Origin of the sequence: Hyphomonas sp. CACIAM 19H1, from assembly GCF_003325995.1 — a bacterium.
GTDB lineage: Bacteria > Pseudomonadota > Alphaproteobacteria > Caulobacterales > Hyphomonadaceae > Hyphomonas > Hyphomonas polymorpha.
This window is the reverse complement of sequence record NZ_CP016437.1, coordinates 543882-566847: the sequence shown is the minus strand read 5'-3', so window position 1 is coordinate 566847 and position 22966 is coordinate 543882. Positions and strand designations below refer to the sequence as shown.

The 22966-nt window shown below is 65.0% G+C and carries 23 protein-coding genes; 12 read left to right on the top strand and 11 right to left on the bottom strand.

All coding sequences use genetic code 11. The features are described from left to right. Positions 1 to 6 precede the first annotated feature (6 nt). Positions 7 to 741, bottom strand: a complete 735-nt coding sequence (gene pdeM / locus BBF93_RS02770) for a ligase-associated DNA damage response endonuclease PdeM (RefSeq protein WP_114104880.1) — start codon at positions 739 to 741, stop codon at positions 7 to 9. Between the two features lie 231 nt (positions 742 to 972). Continuing rightward, positions 973 to 1677: a hypothetical protein gene (locus tag BBF93_RS02765; protein ID WP_114104879.1), complete on the bottom strand. Its 705-nt coding sequence runs from the start codon at positions 1675 to 1677 to the stop codon at positions 973 to 975. Positions 1678 to 1855: 178 nt separating this feature from the next. Between BBF93_RS02765 and BBF93_RS02760 the strand changes: the two genes are divergently transcribed. After that, entirely contained in the window at positions 1856 to 2590 is a 735-nt protein-coding gene (locus tag BBF93_RS02760; RefSeq protein WP_114104878.1) for a 2OG-Fe(II) oxygenase family protein, read from the top strand. Here BBF93_RS02760 and BBF93_RS02755 read toward each other — a convergent pair. Beyond that, a complete protein-coding gene (locus BBF93_RS02755) occupies positions 2580 to 5267 on the bottom strand; it encodes a ligase-associated DNA damage response DEXH box helicase (protein WP_114104877.1) in 2688 nt (895 codons plus the stop codon). The two genes, BBF93_RS02760 and BBF93_RS02755, sit on opposite strands and share 11 nt — an antisense overlap. Before the next feature lie 99 nt (positions 5268 to 5366). Between BBF93_RS02755 and BBF93_RS02750 the strand changes: the two genes are divergently transcribed. Next, positions 5367 to 6050 carry a hypothetical protein gene (locus tag BBF93_RS02750; RefSeq protein WP_114104876.1) on the top strand — a complete coding sequence of 228 codons (684 nt, stop codon included), beginning with the start codon at positions 5367 to 5369 and terminating at the stop codon, positions 6048 to 6050. A gap of 50 nt (positions 6051 to 6100) precedes the next feature. On the opposite strand, the gene BBF93_RS02745 is transcribed toward BBF93_RS02750, so the two are convergent. After that, on the bottom strand, positions 6101 to 7600 hold the full coding sequence (locus BBF93_RS02745; protein ID WP_035593159.1) for a serine hydrolase: 1500 nt from the start codon (positions 7598 to 7600) through the stop codon (positions 6101 to 6103). A gap of 155 nt (positions 7601 to 7755) precedes the next feature. Here BBF93_RS02745 and BBF93_RS02740 point away from each other — a divergent pair, with 155 nt between their 5' ends. From BBF93_RS02740 to BBF93_RS02715, 6 genes are all read left to right on the top strand, one after another. Further along, positions 7756 to 8964 carry a trypsin-like serine protease gene (locus BBF93_RS02740; RefSeq protein ID WP_114104875.1) on the top strand — a complete coding sequence of 403 codons (1209 nt, stop codon included), beginning with the start codon at positions 7756 to 7758 and terminating at the stop codon, positions 8962 to 8964. Positions 8965 to 9025: 61 nt separating this feature from the next. Then, entirely contained in the window at positions 9026 to 9787 is a 762-nt protein-coding gene (locus BBF93_RS02735) for a hypothetical protein (RefSeq protein ID WP_035593154.1), read from the top strand. Further along, positions 9784 to 10959, top strand: coding sequence for a mechanosensitive ion channel family protein (locus BBF93_RS02730; protein ID WP_051612116.1), 1176 nt, complete (start codon positions 9784 to 9786; stop codon positions 10957 to 10959). Before BBF93_RS02735 ends, BBF93_RS02730 begins: the two co-directional genes overlap by 4 nt. 106 nt (positions 10960 to 11065) lie before the next feature. Further along, positions 11066 to 11899, top strand: coding sequence for a mechanosensitive ion channel family protein (locus tag BBF93_RS02725; RefSeq protein WP_035593152.1), 834 nt, complete (start codon positions 11066 to 11068; stop codon positions 11897 to 11899). 42 nt (positions 11900 to 11941) lie between these two features. Further along, entirely contained in the window at positions 11942 to 12319 is a 378-nt protein-coding gene (locus tag BBF93_RS02720; RefSeq protein WP_114104874.1) for a hypothetical protein, read from the top strand. A gap of 84 nt (positions 12320 to 12403) precedes the next feature. Then, positions 12404 to 13306, top strand: a complete 903-nt coding sequence (locus BBF93_RS02715) for an SDR family oxidoreductase (RefSeq protein ID WP_035593150.1) — start codon at positions 12404 to 12406, stop codon at positions 13304 to 13306. A 23-nt stretch (positions 13307 to 13329) separates the two neighbouring features. Here BBF93_RS02715 and BBF93_RS02710 read toward each other — a convergent pair whose 3' ends face one another. Then, positions 13330 to 15231 (bottom strand): ABC-F family ATP-binding cassette domain-containing protein, encoded by a 1902-nt coding sequence (locus BBF93_RS02710; RefSeq protein WP_114104873.1) that lies wholly within the window; start codon positions 15229 to 15231, stop codon positions 13330 to 13332. Between the two features lie 119 nt (positions 15232 to 15350). Between BBF93_RS02710 and BBF93_RS02705 the strand changes: the two genes are divergently transcribed. Beyond that, positions 15351 to 15977: a GNAT family N-acetyltransferase gene (locus tag BBF93_RS02705; RefSeq protein WP_114104872.1), complete on the top strand. Its 627-nt coding sequence runs from the start codon at positions 15351 to 15353 to the stop codon at positions 15975 to 15977. 3 nt (positions 15978 to 15980) lie between these two features. Here the strand turns inward: BBF93_RS02705 and BBF93_RS02700 are convergent, their stop codons facing one another. Further along, a complete protein-coding gene (locus BBF93_RS02700) occupies positions 15981 to 17093 on the bottom strand; it encodes a hypothetical protein (RefSeq protein ID WP_114104871.1) in 1113 nt (370 codons plus the stop codon). 103 nt (positions 17094 to 17196) lie between these two features. On the opposite strand from BBF93_RS02700, the gene BBF93_RS02695 reads away from it, so the two are divergent. Both BBF93_RS02695 and BBF93_RS02690 read left to right on the top strand, forming a co-directional pair. After that, positions 17197 to 17613: a PaaI family thioesterase gene (locus BBF93_RS02695; RefSeq protein ID WP_114104870.1), complete on the top strand. Its 417-nt coding sequence runs from the start codon at positions 17197 to 17199 to the stop codon at positions 17611 to 17613. A gap of 29 nt (positions 17614 to 17642) precedes the next feature. Next, the gene (locus tag BBF93_RS02690; protein ID WP_035593143.1) at positions 17643 to 18026 is read left to right on the top strand and encodes a DUF423 domain-containing protein; all 384 of its coding nucleotides are present in this window, start codon (positions 17643 to 17645) and stop codon (positions 18024 to 18026) included. Here the strand turns inward: BBF93_RS02690 and BBF93_RS02685 are convergent. Further along, positions 18008 to 18622: a hypothetical protein gene (locus BBF93_RS02685; protein WP_162786376.1), complete on the bottom strand. Its 615-nt coding sequence runs from the start codon at positions 18620 to 18622 to the stop codon at positions 18008 to 18010. The two genes, BBF93_RS02690 and BBF93_RS02685, sit on opposite strands and share 19 nt — an antisense overlap. A gap of 112 nt (positions 18623 to 18734) precedes the next feature. On the opposite strand from BBF93_RS02685, the gene pip reads away from it, so the two are divergent. Beyond that, positions 18735 to 19724 carry a prolyl aminopeptidase gene (pip, locus tag BBF93_RS02680; RefSeq protein WP_035593138.1) on the top strand — a complete coding sequence of 330 codons (990 nt, stop codon included), beginning with the start codon at positions 18735 to 18737 and terminating at the stop codon, positions 19722 to 19724. Positions 19725 to 19756: 32 nt separating this feature from the next. Here the strand turns inward: pip and BBF93_RS02675 are convergent, their stop codons facing one another. From BBF93_RS02675 to BBF93_RS02660, 4 genes are all read right to left on the bottom strand, one after another. Further along, positions 19757 to 20155: an SRPBCC family protein gene (locus BBF93_RS02675; RefSeq protein ID WP_035593136.1), complete on the bottom strand. Its 399-nt coding sequence runs from the start codon at positions 20153 to 20155 to the stop codon at positions 19757 to 19759. Next, positions 20155 to 20520 (bottom strand): VOC family protein, encoded by a 366-nt coding sequence (locus tag BBF93_RS02670; RefSeq protein WP_035593135.1) that lies wholly within the window; start codon positions 20518 to 20520, stop codon positions 20155 to 20157. Before BBF93_RS02670 ends, BBF93_RS02675 begins: the two co-directional genes overlap by 1 nt. A gap of 22 nt (positions 20521 to 20542) precedes the next feature. Further along, on the bottom strand, positions 20543 to 21388 hold the full coding sequence (locus tag BBF93_RS02665; protein ID WP_035593133.1) for a helix-turn-helix domain-containing protein: 846 nt from the start codon (positions 21386 to 21388) through the stop codon (positions 20543 to 20545). Between the two features lie 132 nt (positions 21389 to 21520). After that, positions 21521 to 22942, bottom strand: a complete 1422-nt coding sequence (locus BBF93_RS02660) for a sodium-dependent transporter (RefSeq protein ID WP_114104868.1) — start codon at positions 22940 to 22942, stop codon at positions 21521 to 21523. Positions 22943 to 22966 lie beyond the last annotated feature (24 nt).

Below are 22966 nucleotides of genomic sequence, written 5' to 3'. Positions count from 1 at the left end.
AAACGGTCAGAGCCGCCAGCCGCCAGAGGCCGCGCCGCCGGGGCGGACATCCGGGATCAGATGTTTGCGGGGCAGCGAATAGACCCTTCCCTCCCCCATGGCAAAAGCCATGCAGCCTTCGGGGAAGACGGCAGAAAAGGCCGTATCCAGAATATTGAGGCCGCCGGCAAAGGCGCCCATGGCGGGCATGACGAGGCGGGCGCCATCGGCCGCGAAGCAGCGGCGGCGGACCGAGCGCCCGCGCCCGGAAACCTTCGCCACGGGGTGAAGGTGGCCGGCAACCTCGCCCGCCTCCCCTTCCGGCTCGTGCCGGAAGACGAGACCATCGAGGCGCAGCACCCTGGCCGCGCGCCCGCCGAGATGGGCCGGGGGATCGGGATCATGGTTGCCCTCGATCCACACCCAGTCATGCGCCGCCGTCAGCGCGCGGATGCGCTGGGCATAGGGCGGCGGCAGGCGATGTTCCGACTGGCGATCATGGAAACTGTCGCCCAGGGAGAGGATGGTTTCCGGCCGCAGGGCGGCGCAGAGGGCCTCCAGCCGCGTGAGGGTGGCGCCGGTATCATAGGGGGGCAGAAGCTGGCCGGCGGCCGCGTAGTTCGAGCCTTTTTCCAGATGCAGGTCTGACACCACCAGCAACCGCCGCGCGGCCCACCAGAGGCCGCCCTCCGGCAGGGGCGTCAGCAGCTCTCCGGCCAGATGGAGCAGCGTTTCACTGGGAAGGGCGCGGGCGGGCGTCATGCAGAGGAGGATTGGCGCGGCGCGGGGGCCGGGTCAACAGGGCGGCGGCAGGAGGAACAGGGCAAGAAGATGCCACCCCGGAACAGGGGGGAGGCGCTGGCGAAGCTGGGGCCGGGGCATTAGGCGCAGCGCTTTTGGCCCGAGAGGCGGGGCCTTCGGGGGGTTTTGCTTCGGCGGTTAGGTGGTCCCGGCTCAATCGGCGGCTTTGCCGCCTTTGGCCGGGATAACAGGTTAGGAGGTATCCGTCTGCCAGCGGAGGGAATCCTGGGCGGCGAGGTTCATATCCTGAAGGACATTGCGGAAGGGCGCATAGAGATGGCGCGTGTCGCCGGGGATGCGCGTGAAGGCGAGGCGGCGGGGCGCCCTGCCATCTGCCTCGGCGCGGGCGTAGCGGCGCAGATAGCGGCGTGCCTCGCGCCAGGGGTTCAGATAAGCCCGCTCCAGCGCGAAGAGGCGGCGCAGGAGACGGGTCTGGCTGGCAGTTTCAATTTCATCCGCTGACGGACGAGGCTTTGGCGCCGGGAGCGACGGCGTGGGCGTGTCCAGAAAAAGAATGCGGGGCAGCGCGGCCTCCGGCGCCGGGCGCGGGCGTCGGGCGCGCGGTTCAGCCTCCGTCAGGCAGAACACCGGATAGCGGATGCCCGGCTGCGCCTTGGGCGGAGCTTTCGGCGCTGGGCGCGCAGAAGCGGCCGGGCGCAGGACGGGCCGAGGCAGCGTGCCGGCGAGGACGAGGATCGCGCGGCGCACAGTCGCCTCGGCCGGCACCACGAACCGGCGCAGGATGAGCCGCGTATAGGCCGCCGGCGGGGGCGCGGCGCCAAACTGGGCAAGCGCCGCGCGCGCCATGGCCATGAGCCCCAGCGCCAGCCCGGTCGCGCGGCGCAGGAGGGCGGCGACGCCTGTTTCATCTTCCGTCTGCGGATCTGTCTCGCTCATGCGTGCAAGTATAGGCATGAGCGAGAGGGGGGTGGACAAGGGGTGGCCCGTTTTCTGTCAGCTCCCTGTGTTTGAAAGATTTTTCACGAGCAAACCTGCGGGATAAGCTGGCCGGGGGTTGCCTGAAGGACGGGGGCTGGCTAGGCCTTGCGGCCAATGCCCTGCCCCGGAGGCCTCCTTGCTCGCGCGCCGTAATGATCTGTCTGCCCTGAAGGACCGCTTTGCGCGGACCGGCCGCGTGCTGGTGCCGGGGATTTTTGAGCCGGATTTTGCCAGATCTGTGCTGGACACGGCGAAGCAGCATGATGGCTGGCTGCTGGTGACCCGCATTCAGGGGCAGCACCGGGAGTTTGACGCCGCGCAGATGGCGGCTCTGCCGGCCGAGCGGCTGGCGCCGTTCGAGGAACTGGTGGCGGCCGAGGCGCAGGCGGGGTTCCAGTACCGGTTTGAACGGCATCTGCTGTATGACAATCTGCGGGCCGGAAAGCTGCCCGATGGGCCCTTGCGGCAGATGGCCGAGACGCTGAACTCGGAAGCCTTCATTGCGCTGCTGCATGACATCATGGGCGCAGACTATGTGGCGGGCGAGACATTCTGCGATGGGCAGCTGACACGCTACCGCGCCGGGCATTTCCTGACTTCGCATGATGACGAGTTGCCCGAGTTCCGGCGGATCGCGGCGTTCGTGGTGAACCTGACGCCAGACTGGAACGCCGATATGGGCGGCCTGCTGATGTTTACCGGAAAGGACGGGCATGTGCAGGAGGCGTTCACGCCGATGTTCAACACGCTCTCCTTCTTCAAGGTGCCCCAACAGCATGCGGTGAGCGCGGTGGCGCCCTTTGCCAAGGGCGCGCGCCAGGCAGTGACCGGATGGCTGCGGCAGGGTCCACCGCCCGCCCCTACCCCATAGCGTCGCGGACGAGGTCTTCTTCGGCTTCGCGGAGGATGGCTTCCATGGCGGAGGCGCCGAAGACGGGCTCGCGGCCGACTTCCAGCATGACGGGCACGGCGAAGGGGCTGATCTTCGCCAGCGGCTTGTGGACGATGTGGCCATGGATGCGGGCCAGCATGTCTGACAGGCGGCGCACATCGAGGAGGCCGGTGGCGGCGTCGGCGCGGGTGGCCTGGAGCAGGATGTGATCCGGCTCATGGCTGCGCAGGACATCGAAGATGAGGTCGGTTGAAAAGGTGACCTGACGGGAGTTTTTCTCCGACCCCGGAAGGTTCCGGTGGATGAGGCCAGAGATTTGAGCGCAATGGGCGAAGGTGCGCTTCATCAGGGCGCTTTCATCGAGCCATTCTTCCAGATCATCGCCCAGCATGTCCGGATGGAAGATCGCGTCCATATCCAGGCCGCGCATATCCTCCATGCCCCAGACGGCCATGGCATATTCGCTGGCGACGAAGCCGACTGGCTTGGCCCCGGCGCGTTCGAGGCGGCGGGTGACGAGCATCCCCAGCGTTTGATGGGCGAGGCGCCCCTCGAAGGGATAGGAGACGAGATAGTGCCGGTCTGCGCGCGGGAATGTTTCCACGAGCAGATGATCCGGCGGCGGAATGACCGAGCGCAGTTCCTGGATCTCGAACCATTCGCGCACGGGGTCTGGTAGGTGTTTCCATTCCTCCGGATTGTGGATCATGTGGCGCACGCGGTCTGCCAGGAAGGTGCTCAGCGGAAACTTGCCGCCATTATAGGTGGGGATGGCGGGGCTGTCTGACTGGGCACGGGCGCAGAGGGCATCCATGCCGTCAATACCCAGCAGGCGGAGGATTTCACCGCCGAAGAGGAAGGTGTCTCCGGGCGTCAGCAGGCTGAGGAAGTATTCTTCCATTTCGCCGAGCTTGCGGCCGGGGCGTATTATCCTGTTGCTTGCGGCTGCTCCCTCGCCTGCGGATCGGGGCCGCTGCGCCTGCGCCTTGCTTGTGGGGGCGCCCACCTCCGATGTGGCATTGCCGGGCAGGCCTGCCTTACCCGCAAAACTGGCGAGGCGGACGCTCAGCATGGGGGCTTCGACGATGGCGCCGATGTTCATACGGTGGGCCTGTTTGTCGCGCGGGGTGCGGGCGACCCAGAGGCCGTCTGCGCGGCGGACGATGCGGTGGAACCGGTCATAGGTCTTGAGGGCATAGCCGCCGGTGGCGACGAAATCGGCGATGCGCTCGAAGGTTTCCCAGTCGAGATCGCGATAGGGCTGGGCGCGGCGGATTTCGTCATAGAGGGCGGCGAGGTGAAAGCCTTCGCCGCAGGCGCGGCCCATCACATGCTGGGCGAGAATGTCGAGTGCGCCGTTTCTTGGTCCTTCCCCGTCGATTTCCCCGGCCTCGACGGCGGCTTCGGCGGCGCGGCATTCGAGGACTTCAAACCGGTTTGTAGGCACAAGGATGGCCTGGCTGGCTTCGTCCATGCGGTGGTTGGAGCGGCCGATACGCTGGATGAGGCGGGCCGCGCCCTTGGGGGCGCCCATCTGGATGACGAGATCAACCTCGCCCCAGTCTATCCCCAGATCGAGGGTGGAGGTGCAGACGACCGCTTTCAATTGGCCCGCCGCCATGGCGGCCTCCACCCGCTCGCGCTGGTCACGGGCGAGCGAGCCGTGATGCAGGGCGATGGGGAGGCCGTCTTCATTGGCGGCCCACAGTTCCTGGAAGAGAAGCTCTGCCTGGCTGCGCGTGTTGACGAACACCAGCGTCATCGTGGCGTCGCGGATCGCCTCATAGACTTCCGGCACGGCGAAGCGGCCGGAATGACCCGACCAGGGGATACGCTCGCGGGAGACGAGGATGGAGATGTCGGGGGTGAGAATGGAGGGGGTCTCGATAATCCGCACACGGTTTTCTGGATTGCTCGCCGCTATTCCCTCGCCCGCGGCGAGGGGCGGCTGCGGCTGCGCTTTGCTTGTAAGCCCCCTCACCCCTTTGGCGGGAGGGGCGGAAGGTTGCGCGGCGGGGCTGCGCACGTCGAGCCAGCCGGCGAGGTGTTCGGGGTCTCGGACGGTGGCGGAGAGGCCGAGGAAGCGGCAGGTGGGGGACCATTCGGCCAGCGTGGCGAGGCCGAGGGCGAGGAGATCGCCGCGCTTGGAAGGCGCGATGGCGTGGATCTCGTCGATGATGACGCATTTGAGATCAGCGAAGAAACTGGCGGCGTGATCGGACGCGATCAACAGGGCGAGCTGTTCGGGCGTCGTCAGCAGGATGTCCGGCGGTGTCTTGCGCTGGCGCTGGCGGATATGGGGGGCGGTGTCGCCGGTGCGCGTCTCGATGCGGATGGGGAGCGCCATCTCCGACACCGGCGTCATCAGGTTGCGCTGAACGTCGGCGGCGAGGGCTTTGAGGGGCGAGATGTAGAGGGTGTGGAGGGAGGGAATGTCAGAGTTGGACTTGGGGCGCTCTGCAAGCTCAATCAGGGTGCCGAGGAAGCCTGCCAGCGTCTTGCCGCCGCCTGTGGGAGCGATGAGGAGGGCGCTGGTGCCGGACAGCGACGCCTCTGCCAAGGCAAGCTGGTGGGGCCGGGGCGACCAGCCGCGCGCAGCAAACCACGCCTCGAAGGCGGGCGGCAGGCGGAAGGGAAGCGGGGCGGTGTCGGCCATGGGAAGATTAAACTAGGGCAAGGCGCGGCGTCTGGCTCTTTCATTTTGCGGCGGAAAGGCAGAAGTTGCACATCGCCTGCAACCTGATGGAGCCAACCGATGCGAACCCGCCTGTTTCTGACCGGACTTTGCGTCATCCCCCTTGCCCTGCCCGCGAGCGCGGACGCGCTGCTGGAAAAGGCGCGCAAGGTGTCCAAGGAGGGCCCGGCTTATCTCTTTGACATGGCGTTTGATGACGGGGCGCAGCGCTTCACCATCAAGGTGGACCAGGCCCAGCCCGAAGGCGCGCGGGTGGTTGCGATGACGCCGGAGCCGGCCTCGCTGAGCGGGGACGCGGCCAAGCGCGGCGAGCGGCTGAAAAGCGAAACCAAGGGCGACATCTGGTGCAGCGGCTTTACCGAAAACATTCCGTCAGGGGCCAAGCGCGTTTCGGAGACGGGCAGCACGGCGACCTACAACTTCACCCCCCTGCCCGGCGACGACAAGAACATGCGCGCCATGGTGAAACATCTGACGGGCACGGCCGTGCTGGACAAGGCGACGGGCAATGTGCTGGCGTTTGAACTGGCCGCGCCGAAAGCCTTCAAGCCGGCGATGGCGGCGAAGATCGACACGTTCAGCATGAAGGTAGCGTGCAAGGCCGCGCCGGACGGGCGCAGCCATATCGACACGTTTACGATGCAGGTGGCGGGCAACGCCATGATGCAGGACTTCCGCCAGACCGAAACGCGCAAGGTGTCGAACCTGAGGGCAGCGCCGCAATCGGGCTACGGAGCGCCATAAGGGCGGCAGACGCCGGCCTCCGCGCGTGCGGAGACCGGCGCGGAAAGGTGTCAGCGCAGGCGGCGGGGGGCCGGGGCGTTTTCGGCTTCGGCGGCGCGGCGCAGGTCTTCGGCGGCCAGGCCGCGGTCTGCATCGGCCGCCTGGATGGCGCGGCTGACATCCAGCACGAAGCGCTCAATCTCGAACCGGGCGCCGCCGATCATGTCATAGCCCTGACGCACGATGACCGTGTTGAGGGTGGGTATGATGACGATATACTGGCCGCGATTGCCGGCGGCATAGAAGGTGCCTTCGGGCACGCCGGGCACATTGTTCATCAGCCAGAACTGGGCGCCATAGCCGCCTCTGGAGGCAGCGTCTGCCGGCTGGGCCGGGGCGGGTGTACGGACGAATTCCACCCAGCCTTCCGGCAGCAGGCGCTCACCGGCCCACATGCCATCCTGCAGGTAAAGCTGGCCGATGCGGGCAAGATCGCGCCCCGTGGCCCAAACCTGGCTGGAGGAGATGAAATCGCCGTTCCAGTCGATCTCCATCGTGGTGCGCACGGCGCCGATCTTGTGGAGGACGGCTTCATACGGGAAGCGGTGGAAGCGGGTGTCATCGGCCATCGCCTCACGCAGGGCGCGCATGGCGATGACGGTATCATTGTTGGCGTATTTGAAGCGGGAGCCGGGCTCCACTTCGAGGATGCCAGTGGCGGCCTGATCGACCACGCGGCCGCCGCCGAAATACAGGCGATCCGTGCGCGAACCGTTTTCGCCGCTGTCGAGGCCGCTGGCCATGTGCAGGAGGTGGCGGAGGGTGATCTCGCGGCGGGGATCTGCGCCCTTGTTCCAGGCGGCGATGACGGCGGGATAGTCAATGTCGATCAGGCCCTGGCGGCGGGCAGCGCCGATGAGGGTGGCGGTGAGGGATTTGCCGACCGACCAGGTGCGCTGGGGCGTTTCATGCTCGACGCCGCGGGCATAGCGCTCGGCCACGACCTGGCCATCGCGCACGACGATGACCGAACTGGTCCGCGTGCCGGCGCCATAGGTCATTTCATCAAAGGCGGAGATGACGGGCATTTCCAGGCGCTCGGCCTCTTCCAGGCGCAGCTCCAGCTTCACATTCGAGCCGATGGCGCTGCCCCGGTCCTGGGTGGTGTATTCGGGCCAGGCGGCAAAGCGGGGCAGAAAGTCGATCGCCTTTTCGGTGGCGCCGACGGGCAGCTGGGTGCAGCCGAAACCGGGACGGTAGGCCGCCATGCGGGGCGGCATCAGCGGGGAATAATCGACCGAGACGGTCTTGCGGGCCTGATCGATCCGCGCCGGGGGCAGCTGGTCGAAATAGCGGGCATAATCGGGATAGATGCCGGAAAGCTCGTTCTGGTCGAGTTCCTGCTGGGTCTGGCGGGCGACGAAGAGGCCCGAACAGGTGAATGTGGCCTTCCATCCGGCGGCCAGGGCGCGCTGCGTCTCCTCGGTGGTTCCACCTTCCTGGGCCATGGCCGGAAGGGCGAGCGGGATCGACAGGGCCAGCGCCGCAAGGGCTGCGCGGAATGTGGGCATGGGCGAGTCTCCTAGGCTGTGCGCAAGTGTAGGCAGGCGGGCGGTTCGGGCAAGCCCGGCGCGGCAGTTTCCGGGCGGTATTCACCACCAGTTGACCGGGGCTGCCCGCCGGGCGTTTATGAACCGACGCGATGCTTTCAGAGGGGACCATTGGAATGCGACGCACCCATTACGCCTATGCAGGCGCTGCCCTGACACTTGGCCTGATCCTGGCGGGCTGTGACCAGGTGAGACTGCCGGGGCTGAACCCGGCTTCCCCCGATCCGGCCAGCAAGGCAGACGGCGCCAGCGGCGGCTATACCGAAGCCGACCTGCAGCCGACGCCCGCGGAGATAGAGGCCGAACGCGCCGAGACGGCACGCAAGGCCGAAGAAGCGGCAGCGGCCGCGGCAGAAGAGATGCCTACGGCGGGGGCGAGCCGCGAGCCGGGCGAGGCCGCAGCCCCTGCCCCGGATGCGCCCTCAGAGGAGGAGGCGAGACTGGCGCCCGAAACGGCGCTGGCCGCGACGCTGGGCCTCGTCAATGCGAGCCGGTGCAGCCTGCCGGCCGGGGCCGCGCCCACGCCGACCGTGGCGATGGCCGCCGGGGCGACCGAACTGGAAGAACCGATGGCGGGCACCGAAGCGGTGAACGCGCTGGCCGCGACTCTGGGCGCGTTTCCCGGCATCGTGAAGATCGAGCCCCGCCGGGCCGAGCCGACGGGCGCGGTGGCCAGCGGCCATTGCGGGGCCGTGCGGGTGGCGCGCAACTGGTTTGTGACGGCGGCCCATTGCATCGACGAGCCGTTCGACGAGATCCGGGTGATCGGCGAGGCGGCCAATCTGCGCAGCCCGGAGGCCAAACGCGCCTCGGCCGAATATGCCGTGTGCCATGCAGGCTATCAGGGAACGGACAATGGCTATGCCAATGATATTGCCCTGGTGCATCTGAGCGAGGATCAGGTGGCAGGCCTTGGCAATGTGCCGGTGGCGCGGTTTGGCGCAACCAGCCGGCCGCTGGCGCCGGCGAATTATCCCATCGGCGAGATGGCCGGCTGGGGCCTCACCCGGTTTGACGGGCAGCTGTCCAACGACCTTCTGACCACGCGGCTGAAGATCACCCATGCCGGGCCGGCGGCGATCACCGTGGCGAGCGACAATGGCGCGGGCCCGTGCATTGGCGACAGCGGCGGGCCGCTTTATGTGACCGAGGCCGATGGCAGCAAGACGGCGGTGGGGATTCTCTCCGTTGTCGAACAGAACCGCACGACCGGGCATTTCTGCGAGGGGGAATATAACGGCCGCTATACCAACCTGCAGGGCTATGGCGACTGGATCACCTCGGTGATGGCGCTGTGTGACGCCGATCAGGGCGCCTGCCGCTGATCCGGGGATGGACGGAGGGGTGGGCCGGTCTATAGTTGGAAGACAGCGAAAGGGCCGCCCCATGCAAAGCCGGACACTTCCCCTTCTGGTCCTGATCGTGGGCATTCTGCAGCCGCTGGCCGGCGCGCTGGCACCGCTGACGGGCATCGGGATTCCTGTAGGCGACGCCAACCGCGCCGCCCAGGCGCCAGAGCAGCCCATGCCGCTCTTTTTCTCCATCTGGGGCGTGATCTTTGCCGTTTACATTGCCTTCGGCCTGGCCGGGCTGCGCAAGCCGGAGAGCTGGCCGCAGGCGATCGGTCTGCCGCTGCTGCTGGCGGGGGTGGGCAACATCATATGGATGCTGAGCGCCCAGCTGTTGAACCTGCAGCTTCTGAACTTCATTCTTCTGGGGCCGATCTTCCTGTTTGCCTGGCTGGCGGCGCGCAGCGCGCATGACCTGCGCGGCGGGGCAGCCTCTGCCAGCTATTATATCGGGGCGACGGCCAGCGGGCTGCTGGCCGGGTGGATTTCTGCGGCGACGGCGGTGTCCATCCCGCTGACAATCCGCAACCTGACCGGGCTGGGCGAAACGGACTTTCCCTGGCCGATGTTCTGGGCGACGCTGGGCAGCGCCGGGGTGTTTGCCTGGCTGTTTGCCAGCCGCATCAGCGCCAGCCTCTGGTATTTCGCCGCGCTGGGCTGGGGTATCCTGGGCATCGCCTTCCACAACTGGGTGGAGACGGGGATGCACCTTATCGGCCATATCGCCTTTGGCTGCCTCATTCTGCTGCTGCTGGTGAGGCTGACGCGCGGTGCAAAGCCGGTTAGACCGGCGCCATGACGATACCTGCCGACACCACGCGCCTGCTGGCGCAGCTGAACATCGATACGTCCACCTGGCCTGTCTGGCTGGCGGCGTCCTGGCCACATATGGTCAAATGGAGCCTCGTGCTGGCCTCCGTGGTGCTGATCTGGCTGCTGGCGACGGCGGTGAAGCATATCGTGCGGTTCACCGGCCAGCGGCTGACCCCCAAGGACAAGGAGTTTGAAGGCTCCGCCTGGGATCTGATGGCCTCTGTGGCGCGGGTGTTTGCGCTGATCCTCTTCTCGCCCCTGCCGCTGGGCCTGGCCGGTTATGACTGGCGGACGCTGGTGGAGACGCGGGGCCCGGGCGCGATGGCGGCGGTGGCGATCCTGTTCTTTGCGCTGATGGGCGCCAACATGATTGCCCGCTCGCTGCGCAAGTTCGGCGAAAAGGCCCACGCCCATGCCGGGGCCGACGACACGCTGATCGCGTTTTCCGCCTCGCTGATCAAATATGTGATCTTCGCCATCGCCATCGTGATGGCGCTGATCCAGCTCGGCTTTCCGGCCGCCTCGCTGGCCGCCGTGCTGGGCGCGGCGGGCCTTGCGATTGGCCTCGCCTTGCAGGACACGCTGAAATCGGTGGCGGCCGGGGTGATGCTGGCGGTGTTCCGCCCGTTCCGGATCGGGGATTTCGTGACGCTGGCAGGCCTGGACGGGGAAGTGACCAATATCACGCCCTTCACCACCTCGCTGAAGCAGATCGACAACAAGATCGTCTCCATCACCAATGACAAGGTGTGGGGATCGCCGCTGATCAACCACACGCTCCAGCCCTTCCGCCGGATCGATCTGATCTTCGGCATTTCCTATGATGATGACATCGACAAGGCGCTGCAGATCCTGCGCAGCGCGGCGGAGAACCATCCGCAGGTGATCGGCTATATGCCGATCTGGGCGGGCGTGCGGTCGCTGGATGACTGGTCCGTCTCGCTGACCCTGCGGGCCTGGGTGGCCACGCCCAATAATTTCCAGGTGCGCGCCGACCTGATGAAGACTGTCAAACAGGCGCTCGACCGGGCGGGCATCACCATCCCCTTCCCGACCTCGACGCAGTATCAGGTGGAAACACCGCCGCGCGAAAGACGGCCTGAAGATGAGAGCGAGACCGCGCCCTCACCGCCGGCCGGACGCGACACGAGCGGATAAGCCACGCCATAGAACCAACCCCCTTCAGACTGAAAAGGAACACCCCACCGCCCGAACAGCCGTATGCTGAACAATGACAGCAGGCTCACCTCAAAAGGAGACTGACATGGAAGACACAATGACGCCCCAGGCCATCTGGGAGAATTTAGGCCCCTATCTGCTGCCCTTTGGATTGAGGGCGATAGGCGCCCTGGTTCTGGTGATCGTGGGGCTGCGGATCGCAGGCTGGCTGGCCGGTCTGGTGCGAAAGCAGGCGGTTCGCAACCCGCAGATTGATGCGACCCTGTCGAACTTCTTTGCCTCGCTGGTTCAGTGGGCGATCATTGCGGCGGTCGGGATTGCCACGCTGCAGGTGTTCGGGGTGCAGGCCACGAGCTTTGTGGCGGTGCTGGGCGCGCTGACGCTGGCGATTGGCCTGTCGATGCAAGGGGCGCTCGGCAATATCGCTTCGGGCGTGATGATCATGGTGTTTCGCCCCTACAAGCTGGGCGACTATATCGAGGCGGCCGGCGTGGCCGGAACCGTGAAGGATATTTCCCTCTTCCAGACCATCCTGGCGACCCCGGACAATATCAAGGTGATCGTGCCCAACAGCCAGGCCATCGACGATGTGATCAAGAACTATTCCGGCTTCGACCGGCGGCGCGTGGATGTCACCTTTGGCATCGATTATGACGACGACATGGACAAGGCGATCCGCATCATCCAGTCGGTGATTGACGCGGACGCGCGTGTTCTGCGCGATCCTGAGCCATTTGTGCGGGTGGTCAATCTGGGCGACAGTTCGGTGGACATTGCCTCGCGCAGCTGGGTGAATTCGGCAGATTACTGGCCGGTGCGCCTCGACATCACACACAAGGTGAAGGCGGCGTTCGACCGGGAAGGCATTTCCATTCCGTATCCGCACCGCACTGTGGTTCAGAAGGTGGCGGCAGAATAAGGCGCCCTTCCGGGAAACGGGCGGCGGGATTAGACTGGAAACATGATGGACCCGTCTGATCCCCCGCGCCCCGCCGCCACGCCGGAACCCGAGCCGGTGACCGCAGCGCCGCCGCCCCCGCCTGCCGCGCCGCCCGAGAAGCGGCCGCTGCTGAAGCGCCTGTTCGGCATCAGCCTCTGGGGGGCGCTGAAGCTGCTGGGGCTGTGTATCCTCACCGGTTTTTTCGTGATGGCGGCGAATTTTGATCCCGGCAATCCGGACTTCAACCTGGCCGAAGCGCTGCGCGCGATCCTGCGGCAATCCTTTGCGGCGCTGGGCTGGGCGATCACGAATTTCTGGCAGCCGGCGCTGGCCGGGGCGCTGGTGGTGCTGCCGGTCTGGGTGATCTGGCGCGTCGTCAGCCTGCCCTGGAGGAAATGAGGGGGCAGCTTCCGCGACGTAGCGGCTGGCGGCGGGATCAGGGCGCCTGTACGCTCGTTAAGGACATATGAGGGAGGACCAGAAATGGACGTATCGAAACTGATGTTCCGCGACGGGCTGATGAAGGATGAGCGCATCCTGGTCACCGGCGGCGGCACCGGCCTTGGCAAGGAAATGGCCGAAGGCTTTCTGAAACTCGGCGCCGAAGTGCATATCTGCGGGCGCCGGGGCGGCGTGCTGGAAGAGACCGCGAAGGAATTGATGGACAAGCATGGCGGCAAGGTTGTGCCCCATGCGTGCGACATTCGCGTGGCCGAAGCGATCACCGAGATGAATGACGAGATCTGGTCCAAGCATGGGCCGCTGACCGGCCTGATCAACAATGCGGCGGGCAATTTCATTTCGCGTACGGAGGATCTGTCGATCCGCGGATTCGACGCGATTTCGAACATCGTGTTCCGCGGCAGTTTCTACATGACGCATGACATCGGCAAGCGCTGGATTGCCGAGAAGAGGCGCGGCAATGTCTGCTCCATCCTGACGACCTGGGTGTGGAATGGCGGGCCGTTTGTGGTGCCCTCGGCAATGTCGAAGGCGGGCGTCAATGTGATGACGCAATCCCTGGCGGTGGAGTGGGGCCATTACGGGCTGCGCTTCAACGCGATTGCGCCGGGCCCCTTCCCGACCGAGGGCATGTCGAAACGCCTTTCACCCGACGCTGAGGGCGCCGAGCGGATGGACCGGGGCGTGGCCAATCCGATGGGCCGGGTGGGCGAGATGCACGAACTGGTGAACCTTGCCGTATTCCTGATGGCACCGGGCGCCGAATATGTGAACGGCCAGACGATTGCCATCGACGGGGCGATGTATAACGCTTCGGGCGGCAATTTCAGCATGCTGACGGCCTGGGGCGACGAACAATGGTCCGCCGCCCGCGAAGCCATCGAAGCCACCAACGCCAAGGACCGCGCCAAGCGCACGGTTTGAGGGTTTTTCCGGTGGGCTGTGCGTCAGCCCACCGCTTCCTTCATGGCGGCTTCATAGGCGTCCAGCGCGGTCAGCCATTCGGTTTCGGCTTTGGCGGCTTCGGCTTCGAGTTTGCCGCGCTCGATGGAGAGTTCGGTCATCTTCTGCGGGCTGAGGCCGGTTTTTGAAAGCTCGGCATCGATCATCTTTATACGGGCGTTTGCCTTCTCGAAGGCTTTTTCGGCGGCGTCTGCCTTTTTCTTCAGCGGGGCGGCCGCTTCGCGGGCCTGGGAAGCGCGGCGGCGCTGCTCGGCCTTGTCGGCGGGGGCCTCTTCGATGACCGCAGCCTTGGCGGGGGCAGCTTTTTCGCGGTCTGAACTCATCACCAGAACGCGGTAGTCGGCGAGGTCTCCGTCATACGGGGCGACCTTGCCGGCTTTGACGAGCCACAGTTGATCGGCGGTGGCCTCGGCGAGATAGACATCGTGCGTGATGAGCAGGACGGCGCCGGCGAAATCGTTGAGCGCGTAGATCAGCGCTTCGCGGCTGTCGATATCAAGGTGGGAAGTCGGCTCGTCGAGGATCAGGATCTGCGGTTTCTGCAGGCCGATGAGGCCAAGGATGAGACGCACTTTTTCGCCGCCCGAGAGCTTCTCGACCTTGGTTTCGACCTTCTCATGGGAAAAGCCGAGCTGGGCGGCGACCGAGCGCTGTTTGGCGACCGGCGTGTCTGCGGGCAGCGCGCGCATGACGTGTTCGAGGACGGTATCCCCGATGGTCAACTCGTCGAGCTGGTCCTGCGAGAAGTAGCCGATCTCGACTTTCTTGGGCATCCGGCGCTTGCCGGCCAAGAGGGGCAGGCGTTCGGCGATGGATTTGACCAGCGTGGTCTTGCCCTGCCCGTTGGTGCCGATGATGGCGACGCGGTCATCCGGATCAATGCGCAGGCGCACGCCGCGCAGAATGACCGCCTGCGGACCATAGCCCATATCGGCGTCTTCGATCTCCAGCAGCGGCGGAGCGAGCACGGTTTCCGAAGCGGGAAAGTTGAAGGGCGCGGTGCGCTCTTCCAGGGGAATGGAAATCTCCTGCATCTTTTCCAGCATCTTGATGCGGGATTGGGCCTGACGGGCCTTGGACGCCTTGGCGCGGAACCGGTCGACGAAGGATTGCAGGTGGGCGCGGTCCTTGTCCTGCTTGGTTTTCTGGCTTTCAAGCTGGGCAAGCTTTGCCGCGCGCAGCTTCAGCCAGTCATCATATCCGCCCGGCGTGATCGTCAGCTTACGGTGTTCCAGCGCCATCGTGTGGGTGACCGAGCGGTTGAGCATTTCGCGGTCGTGGGAGACGATCAGGACGGTGTTGGGGTAGCGGCGCAGATAGCCTTCGAGCCAGGCGGCGCCTTCCAGGTCAAGATAGTTGGTCGGCTCGTCCAGCAGCAGCAGGTCTGGCTGGGCGAAGAGGGCGCCGGCGATGGCCGCGCGCATGCGCCAGCCGCCCGAAAACTCGCGCGTGGCGCGGGAGAGATCGGCATGGGTGAAGCCAAGGCCCATCAGGATTTCCGAAGCGCGCGCCTCGGCAGACCAGGCGTCGATGTCCAGAAGGCGGGCGTGGATGTCGCCGATCCGGTCCGGATCGGTGGCGGTTTCGGCCTCCATCATCAGCGCGTGGCGTTCGGCATCTGCCTCCAGCACGACATCCAGGATGGTCTGATCGGTGGGGGCGACCTCCTGGGCGACCCAGCCGAGGCGGGCGCCGTTCTGCAGGCGGATGGCACTGTCCTTGGCGGGGGCGGCGATTTCCTCGCGGATGAGGCGCAGGAGCGTGGATTTGCCCGTGCCATTGCGGCCGATGAGGCCGACTTTCCAGCCGGCGGAGATCCGCGCGGAGGCCGCGTCAAACAGCGGGCGGGCCTCAACCCGGTAATCAAGGTTCCTGATCTCAAGCATGCGGCGGGCTTTACCCTGCTGCGGCGCAAAAGGCACCCCGTTTTTGCAACGCAGCCATATCGTCGCATACGTGCATTTACGCCCTTCCATTGGCGTTGTGCAGTGCACAAATTCCCCTCATGAATACGCACACCTTCTCGACCCGCCTGAAATCCGGGGATGCGGTGTATCTGCGGCCCATCGGGCCGCGTGACCGTGCCCGTGAAGTGGCGCTGATTGCCGGATTTTCCGATCATTCGCGGTATCTGCGCTTCTTTACCGGGGCCAAAACTGTGCCGGAGGCCGTGATTGACCAGCTGGTCAATGTAGATGGCTATCATCACATTGCCTGGGGCGCGCTGGACCTGGAGACGGCGGGGGCGCCGCTGATGGGCGTGGTGCGCGCGATCCGCCGGGATGGCAGCGATGTGGCCGATCTGGCGATGGGAGTGCTGGACGCCCACCATGGCAAGGGGCTTGCCCGGCTGCTTATGGCGGCAGTGGTGCATGACGCCATTGACGCGGGCATTACGCGCTTTGCCGCCGATACGCTGGCGGAAAACAATGCGGCGCGCGCGCTGTTCCGGGCGATGGGCGGCCATGCTGCCGGGCGCGACGGGCTGGTGGTGACGTTCGAGTTTGATGCGGCAACGGCCGCAGAGCGCCTGGACGCGATGGTAGCGCCCGAAGCACTGGCCGATCTGCGCGAGGCTCTGGGGCCGAGGCGCCCTGCCCCGGCCCACGCGCCGTCAGATCAGAGCGCCTGAGCCTCAGGCAGCGCCGTCGAGAATATCCTTGAAGCCGCTGGGCGCGTGCTTGCCGAGGAAGAGCTGTTCATAGGCGGCGACACCGACCGAGGATTTTCCATCGGGGCCCTTATGGGTGGCCCGGACGATTTCCTGGATGTGCAGGTTTTCGATCTCGTGCCAGGGGGATTTGGCGACGTCATAGTCCTCACGCGCGGTCATCAGCTGGTCACCATGGAAGACGCCGTGACGGTATTTGGCATGGTTGTAGCCGATGCCTTTCATCAGGAAGGTGCCCATCGGCTCGTAATCCACCGTATGCTGACGGCCTTCATGATCCTTCGCGGTGAGCGTGGCCGAGGCCATGCGGCGGGTGCCCTTGGCGTAGCGCACATCCATGTTCACGTCGCCCATATGCATGCCTGCCCCCTGGGGCGCGCCATCCATGACGATGGAGGTGCGCGTGTTCCAGGGCTCGCCATGCTCGTCATGGTTCACATGGTAGAACATCGAGAGGTTCTGGAAGTTTGTCGGCACCCAGATCCAGTAGAATTGCGGCGGCACGGGCGGGTGCATCGGCTGGGGATCGGGCGCGCCGATGGGGCGCACGCCCCAGCTGCGATCCCGCGTGCCGGTGAAGCTATCCGGCGTGACGGCGATTTCCTGGCCATCGATGCGCAGCTTGCCCGACCATGTGCCGTTCTGCGTCATGCGGGTGAGGTCCATCATCATGCGCGGGCCGATGCGGCGGGTGAAGCGCGGCTCCTCGATCGGGAAAGCGCGGCCGGTGAACTCGACATCCAGCGCGATGCCTTCGGTCTCTTCCAGCTTCAGGCGGATACGTTTCAGCGGCTCCAGCACGGTGACCGAGAGGCCGCCGACATAGGTGTCCATCCGCTCCATGTTGAGCGGGCGGGAGAAGAAGACCGAGGATTGCTTGCCATCGCGCAGCACGGAGACGGCGCCATCGATGACATTGAGATGCGGGTAGACGCCCATGGCGGCGGCGAAGAAGGTTTTGCCATCGGCGCTGTAGCCGTTGAAGAAATACCGGTCATAGAAGTTGCGGTCCGAGCCCGAGAAGGCCACCGGCTCCGGCGTCTGGTGGATGGGGTATTCGTCTCCGGCAGTCAGCATGGGGCGTTCCTTCCTCTGGGTGACCTCTTGGCGGGTGGGTCTCAGCGGGTAGGTTTGCAAGGCGGCGCGCGCGGATCAAGCGGTGCCGCGACGGGAGGGGCCCATGACAAAGTTCACCGCCGAAGAGGCCAACGCATTTCTGAGCCAGGCGTTTCCGGGCCGCGGGCACCAGAACCAGGTGCTGGTGATGGAGACGGGCCGAGCCGTGATCCGGCTGGAAGCGGACGAGACGCATCTGCGTCCGGGCGGCTATATCTCCGGCCCGACGCAGATGAGCCTGTGCGACACCGCCGCCTATATGGCGATCATGACGGTGACGGGCCTGGAGCCGATGACCGTGACCAGCAATCTCAACATCAATTTCCTGCGCCCCTGCATCGGCAAGGTGGTGATTGCCGAAGGCAAGCTGATGAAGATTGGCCAGGCGCTGGCGATCATTGAGGTGGATGTGCGGATTGAGCACGCTGACAAGCCGGCGAGCCACGCTATCGTGACCTATGCCCTTCCCCGGAAGGGCTGACCGTTCCTGATCCCGTGCGAAGGTTTGCGATGAACCGGCTTATCCCTGCTGCGGCGCTTGTTGGTTTCCTCTCCGTCGCCTTGGGCGCGTTTGGCGCCCATGCGCTGGATGGCCGGCTGACGGCGCAGGGCGCCGAGTGGTGGCACACCGCAACGCTTTACGGGCTGACGCATGCGGGCGCGGCGCTGGCGGCCGGGCTATCCGGCCGGGGCGGCAAGATTGCCGCAGGCGGATGGATGATCGTGGCAGGCGCGGTGATCTTTGCCGGGACGCTCTATGCCATGGCGCTGGACGCGCCGCGCTGGCTGGGGGCTGTCACGCCGGTAGGCGGGATCAGTCTGCTGGCAGGCTGGGTGATGATCGGGCTGGGCGGGCTGAGCGCCGCCCGCACGGCTCAGGACGTTGTGCCGTAAGAGCCGGTATAGCGTTCGGCCAGATCATCGGCGACGCGGCGGGCATCATCGATGGCATCGGAGAAATTTCCAAGCTCGGCCTCGATGGGGCTGACATCCAGATCGGCGCGGGCCGAAACAATGTCCAGCGCCTCACGGAAATTGCGGTGGGCCATCTGCGCACGGACGAGTGCGCGCTCATAGGCGATCACATCATTGCGGTTAGAGGCATCGCTGCGCGAATTGTCGAGCACTTCGCGCGCTTCCAGGGTGACGCCTTCCAGACCCTTGCGGGCTGATTCGCTGTCAGCGGAAATCTTGGCGAGCACCAGAACCGGGGCACGCGTCCCTGCCCCGATATCGGACGCATAGGCCGGGGGCATCTGCTCCGAAGCGCTCCGTCCCCGGATCAGCAGGTCTGCAAAGCCGGCCAGGCCCTTGTCGGGCTCTGCCCAGCCCTTGGCGGCAAGATGGTCGCAATAGGCATCGGATGATTTGCGCAGCTGCGACTGGCTCTTGGTTAATGCGGTTTCAACCGTGGTTTCGCCGGGCACAACCGAAACAGTTGCGCATCCCGCCAGAAACCCTAGGGATACACAAACAAGAACGATACGCATCAATTCGCCAACCGCCAAAAGCCAGTTTCCCCAAGTGTTGTTAACACTATGGGTGTGAATAAGATAAGTCCAGTCACGAGCGTCATTGTGGCAGACCATAAGTGAAGAGCGCATGAACAGACGCCAGTCTCGCCGTATATTGTATCACCGGCATGAACCTCATGCCTCCGGACGGCTTCGCGTCTCGGATCTGCATGAAATCTACTGGGAAGAATCAGGGAATCCGAAGGGCATTCCCGTGGTCGCCCTGCATGGCGGGCCCGGCGGGGGCTCCAGCCCGGAAATGCGCCGCTTCTTCGATCCGGACCGCTACCGCATCTTCCTGTTCGACCAGCGCGGATGTGGCCGCTCGACGCCGCATTCGGAGCTTCGGGAGAACACGACCTGGGATCTGGTGGCCGATATCGAGGCGCTGCGCGAACATGTGGGGGTGTCAAACTGGCTGGTATTTGGCGGCTCCTGGGGCTCAACCCTGGCGCTGGCCTACGCGGTGACGCACACCAGCCGCGTGCTGGGCCTCGTGCTGCGCGGGATTTTCCTGGTGACCAAGGCCGAGATCGACTGGTTCTACCAGTCCGGGGCGAGCCGTCTGTTCCCGGATGCTTACGATATTTATGTCGCCCCCATCCCGCATGAGGAACGGGGCGATCTTCTGCATGCGTTCCATAAGCGGCTGACGGGCAGCGACCCGCGCGCCCGGATCGATGCGGCCCGCGCCTGGGCACAATGGGAGGGCCATACCCTCTCAATCAAGGGCCCGCTGACGACGCCACCGCGCTTCAATGAGGATGATTTCGTTGACGCCTTTGCCCGGATCGAATGCCATTATTTCGTCAATGGCGGCTTCTTCGAGAAGGATGGCTGGCTGCTGGAACAGGCGAGGCTGAAGCTCGGCCGGGTGCCCGGCGTGATCGTGCATGGCCGGTATGATGTGGTCACCCCGCTCTCAACCGCCTGGGAGCTGACCAAGGCCTGGCCGGCGGCGCAGCTGCATGTGGTGCCCGATGCCGGGCATTCCTCCATGGAGCCCGGCATCATCGACCGCCTGGTGCAGGCGACCGATGATTTTGCGGACAAGCTGAGCGCGCGAACGAAGGCTTAGGGGCTGAAGGGCGAGTTCCAGCGGCCCACAGATCAGAGGGCGCTTTCCATATTCTGTTTCAGGGCAAGCGCCCCTGCCCTCATCAAGGGGCCGACGTCATCGATGGCGGCGTGCGGTAACAGGTCGGCCGTCCACACGAAGCGGCAGGTGCCATCATCTGCCGCCACGACCTGCATCGACGCGTTGTGATGGACAAACGCGCTCTCAATCACGGCATAGGCGATCCGCATGCGGTCTGCATCGACGTCAATGATCCGTTCCTTGACGACCATACCGTTGGCAAAAGTTGCGATGCGCACATCGGCCGACTCCAGCCGGCAACCGGACAGGACGGGCGCAAAGATCTTGTGCGCCTCTCCAGTTGAAGCCAGCGCGGACCAGACGGCATCAGCCGGCGCGTTAATCCCGATATCCAGGTGAACCGAAGCCATCAGCGACCCTCCCCCATACATACGGCTTCGACATTGTTGCCGTCCGGATCGATGAGGAAGGCCGCGAAATAGCCGGAGCCATAGTCTGGCCTCAGGCCGGGCGCGCCATTATCGCGGCCACCGGCGTCGAGCCCGGCCTTGTAAAACGCGCTGACGGCGTCGCGGCTGGCGCTCTTCAGGGCGATATGGGCCGCGCTTTGACCTGGGCCTGCCGAAAGCCACAGACAGGGTTTGCCGGGTGGGCCGAGACCCGCGCTGGACGCGTCCTGCGCACAGATTTCCACGCCCAGCGGAGCGAGGGCTGCAGAATAGAACCTGACACTTGCACCAATATCCCTGACCTTCAGGCCAATATGATCAAACATGAGCACTCCCTTTCAGAAGGGCTCACCCTAGCGCTGACGCTGCCTGCCAGACTTGGAGAATCTTGCGGTCGCCTTCGGACATCCTTCGGAATGCGCCGGGCGTTACGCCGGCCGCACGCTTGAAGGATCGCTGAAAATTGGAGAGGTCTCCGAAACCGGCACTGAGCGCGATCTCTGTTACAGACTGATCCGTGCCAAGGAGCATCTCTGCCGCATGACGCAGCCGGCAGCTCACCCAGAACTGGTTGGGCGTTGCGCCCACGACCTTCGAGAAGATGCGCAGGAAATGAAACGGGCTGAGCCCCGCCTGCTGTGCGGCGGCGTCCAGGCTGAGTTGGCCTTCGTGATTGGCCTCTATCCACTCCGTCGCCCTGATGACGCGGACCCGGTCAAGGCTGGACGGGGAAAGACGGGCCCGCGCATCGCCGCGCATAACATCGACGAAGCGGGCGGCGAGCAGCATGCCCGTCTCGGCCAGCGACAAATCGGTGGTGCGGGCCGCTGTCGCCTGCGCCAGCGCGCCAAGTGTGCTGAGCGCAGAGATGGGGGGCACCGAAACCCGGCTCCATACTGCCCGGTCGCCGCCGATTTCCTCTGCGAGCGCGGCCGAGAACTGGAAGGACAAGCATTCGTCCCCGCCATGATGGTGATCATGAGTGCAGGCAAACACGTCGCCGGGCGCGCCTACAAAGAACCCGCCCGCAAAAAGCTCGTGGCGCTGTCCCCGGGCCTGGCAACCGAAACTCCCCCGGCGGACAAAAGACAGCGAATACCGCTCGTGCACTTCCTCGAACGGCGCATCGCCGGAAGAGGCCGTGCACACATAGTCTATGACCCTGAGGTTCTGGTCTTCAGAAAGCGTAGTCATTGTTGAAGCGGCGCGGCCAAAAGCTGATGTGGCAGCTGAGACTGCCACTCGCTTTTTATGAATTCGCCGCGCCCGAATGGCAATGACCGGTGGATTTCCCGCCGTCACTCCGTGTCTCAATGCGCGACGTGCCTACTCCTGCAGCGTCAGATCGTAGTTCGGGCCGAGGAGCAGCTCGAGCGCGCCGGGGAGCTGGACGTGGTACTGGTCCTGGATCTTGTCGAGGAAGCCGAAGATCAGGACGAGGCCGATGAAGGGCGGCACGAACCAGCGCATCAGGAAGCGCCAGAGGTTCATGATCGTGCCCTCCCCCAGTTCCGAGGTGAGCATGTCGCGGCTGAGAATCCAGCCCGCGAAGATCGCCGCCAGAAGTCCGCCGAGCGGCAGCAGCAGGCCCTCGGTCATGAAGTCCATGAAGTCGAGATATTCCAGCGAGAAGACGTAGGCCGCGCCGACCATGAAGAGGACGAAGCCGACGCCGATGGCCGCGCCGAAACGGGTGACGCCCTGGCGTTCCTCAAGCCACGACACCGACACTTCCATCAGCGAGATGGACGAGGTGAAGGCGGCAAAGAGGGCAAGGGCGAAGAAGACGATGGCGAAGATTGCCCCGCCGGGGATTGCCTCGAACGCCACCGGCATGGAGACGAAGAAGAGGCTGGGGCCGGCATTCTCAGGCAGGCCAGCGGCAAAGACGATCGGGAAAATGGCAAAGCCCGCGATCAGCGAGACGAACGTATCCGAGCCAGCCACGATGGCGGAGGATTTCGGAATGTTGGTCTCGCGGTCGAGATAGGCGCCATAGGTGATCATCAGGCCGACGCCGACACCGATGGAGAAGAAGGCCTGGCCGAGGGCGGCGAGGAAAGTCTTGAAGCCGACATCTTCCCATTTGGGCTCGAAGATGAAGGCGACCGTGCGGGCAGTATCGCCGGTGGCGACGGCAAAGCCGACGACGACAATGAGCATGACGAAGAAGGCCGGCATCAGGATGGTGGCGGCCCGTTCGATGCCGCCCTTCACCCCGCGCCCGACGATGAAGACGTTGGCGGCCAGGAAGACGCCCAGAAGAGCGAGGATGTACCATTTGGAGGGCATGGGATCTTCGCCCTGCCCGATGGTGTTGGCGAAATTCTGGCCCGATTCGGCCGCTGTGGTGCCGTGCAGATCTCCGCCGATGGCCTGGATCAGATAGGCCAGAAGCCAGGCAGAAATGACGACATAGAAGCTGAGGATAAAGAAGGCCGTCAGCGAGCCGATCCAGGTGACGAGGCCCCAGTTCTGGCTGCGGCTTTCGGCGCGGGCGAGCGACTGGACGCCCTCAATGGCCGACATGCCGGACTTCCGGCCCATCGAATATTCCGCCATCAGCAGCGGCAGCGCGATGAGCAGGACGCAGAGGATATAGATGAGAATGAAGGCGCCGCCGCCATTCTCGCCGGCCGTATAGGGAAACCGCCAGAAGTTCCCCAGCCCGACGGCAGATCCGACCGAAGCCATGATGAAGCCGAATCGCGAGCTGAAAGTGTCTGACTTGCGGCCAATATCTGCCATGAATCCCGCTCCCCGTGGAAATGT

Excerpts from the sequence above, each read along its gene's own strand:
- pdeM (WP_114104880.1), bottom strand. The coding sequence starts at position 741 with ATGACGCCCGCCCGCGCCCTTCCCAGTGAAACGCTGCTCCATCTGGCC.
- BBF93_RS02765 (WP_114104879.1), bottom strand. The coding sequence starts at position 1,677 with ATGAGCGAGACAGATCCGCAGACGGAAGATGAAACAGGCGTCGCCGCC.
- BBF93_RS02755 (WP_114104877.1), bottom strand. The coding sequence starts at position 5,267 with ATGGCCGACACCGCCCCGCTTCCCTTCCGCCTGCCGCCCGCCTTCGAG.
- BBF93_RS02750 (WP_114104876.1), top strand. The coding sequence starts at position 5,367 with ATGCGAACCCGCCTGTTTCTGACCGGACTTTGCGTCATCCCCCTTGCC.
- BBF93_RS02745 (WP_035593159.1), bottom strand. The coding sequence starts at position 7,600 with ATGCCCACATTCCGCGCAGCCCTTGCGGCGCTGGCCCTGTCGATCCCG.
- BBF93_RS02740 (WP_114104875.1), top strand. The coding sequence starts at position 7,756 with ATGCGACGCACCCATTACGCCTATGCAGGCGCTGCCCTGACACTTGGC.
- BBF93_RS02735 (WP_035593154.1), top strand. The coding sequence starts at position 9,026 with ATGCAAAGCCGGACACTTCCCCTTCTGGTCCTGATCGTGGGCATTCTG.
- BBF93_RS02730 (WP_051612116.1), top strand. The coding sequence starts at position 9,784 with ATGACGATACCTGCCGACACCACGCGCCTGCTGGCGCAGCTGAACATC.
- BBF93_RS02725 (WP_035593152.1), top strand. The coding sequence starts at position 11,066 with ATGGAAGACACAATGACGCCCCAGGCCATCTGGGAGAATTTAGGCCCC.
- BBF93_RS02720 (WP_114104874.1), top strand. The coding sequence starts at position 11,942 with ATGATGGACCCGTCTGATCCCCCGCGCCCCGCCGCCACGCCGGAACCC.
- BBF93_RS02715 (WP_035593150.1), top strand. The coding sequence starts at position 12,404 with ATGGACGTATCGAAACTGATGTTCCGCGACGGGCTGATGAAGGATGAG.
- BBF93_RS02710 (WP_114104873.1), bottom strand. The coding sequence starts at position 15,231 with ATGCTTGAGATCAGGAACCTTGATTACCGGGTTGAGGCCCGCCCGCTG.
- BBF93_RS02705 (WP_114104872.1), top strand. The coding sequence starts at position 15,351 with ATGAATACGCACACCTTCTCGACCCGCCTGAAATCCGGGGATGCGGTG.
- BBF93_RS02700 (WP_114104871.1), bottom strand. The coding sequence starts at position 17,093 with ATGCTGACTGCCGGAGACGAATACCCCATCCACCAGACGCCGGAGCCG.
- BBF93_RS02695 (WP_114104870.1), top strand. The coding sequence starts at position 17,197 with ATGACAAAGTTCACCGCCGAAGAGGCCAACGCATTTCTGAGCCAGGCG.
- BBF93_RS02690 (WP_035593143.1), top strand. The coding sequence starts at position 17,643 with ATGAACCGGCTTATCCCTGCTGCGGCGCTTGTTGGTTTCCTCTCCGTC.
- BBF93_RS02685 (WP_162786376.1), bottom strand. The coding sequence starts at position 18,622 with ATGCGTATCGTTCTTGTTTGTGTATCCCTAGGGTTTCTGGCGGGATGC.
- pip (WP_035593138.1), top strand. The coding sequence starts at position 18,735 with ATGAACAGACGCCAGTCTCGCCGTATATTGTATCACCGGCATGAACCT.
- BBF93_RS02675 (WP_035593136.1), bottom strand. The coding sequence starts at position 20,155 with ATGGCTTCGGTTCACCTGGATATCGGGATTAACGCGCCGGCTGATGCC.
- BBF93_RS02670 (WP_035593135.1), bottom strand. The coding sequence starts at position 20,520 with ATGTTTGATCATATTGGCCTGAAGGTCAGGGATATTGGTGCAAGTGTC.
- BBF93_RS02665 (WP_035593133.1), bottom strand. The coding sequence starts at position 21,388 with ATGACTACGCTTTCTGAAGACCAGAACCTCAGGGTCATAGACTATGTG.
- BBF93_RS02660 (WP_114104868.1), bottom strand. The coding sequence starts at position 22,942 with ATGGCAGATATTGGCCGCAAGTCAGACACTTTCAGCTCGCGATTCGGC.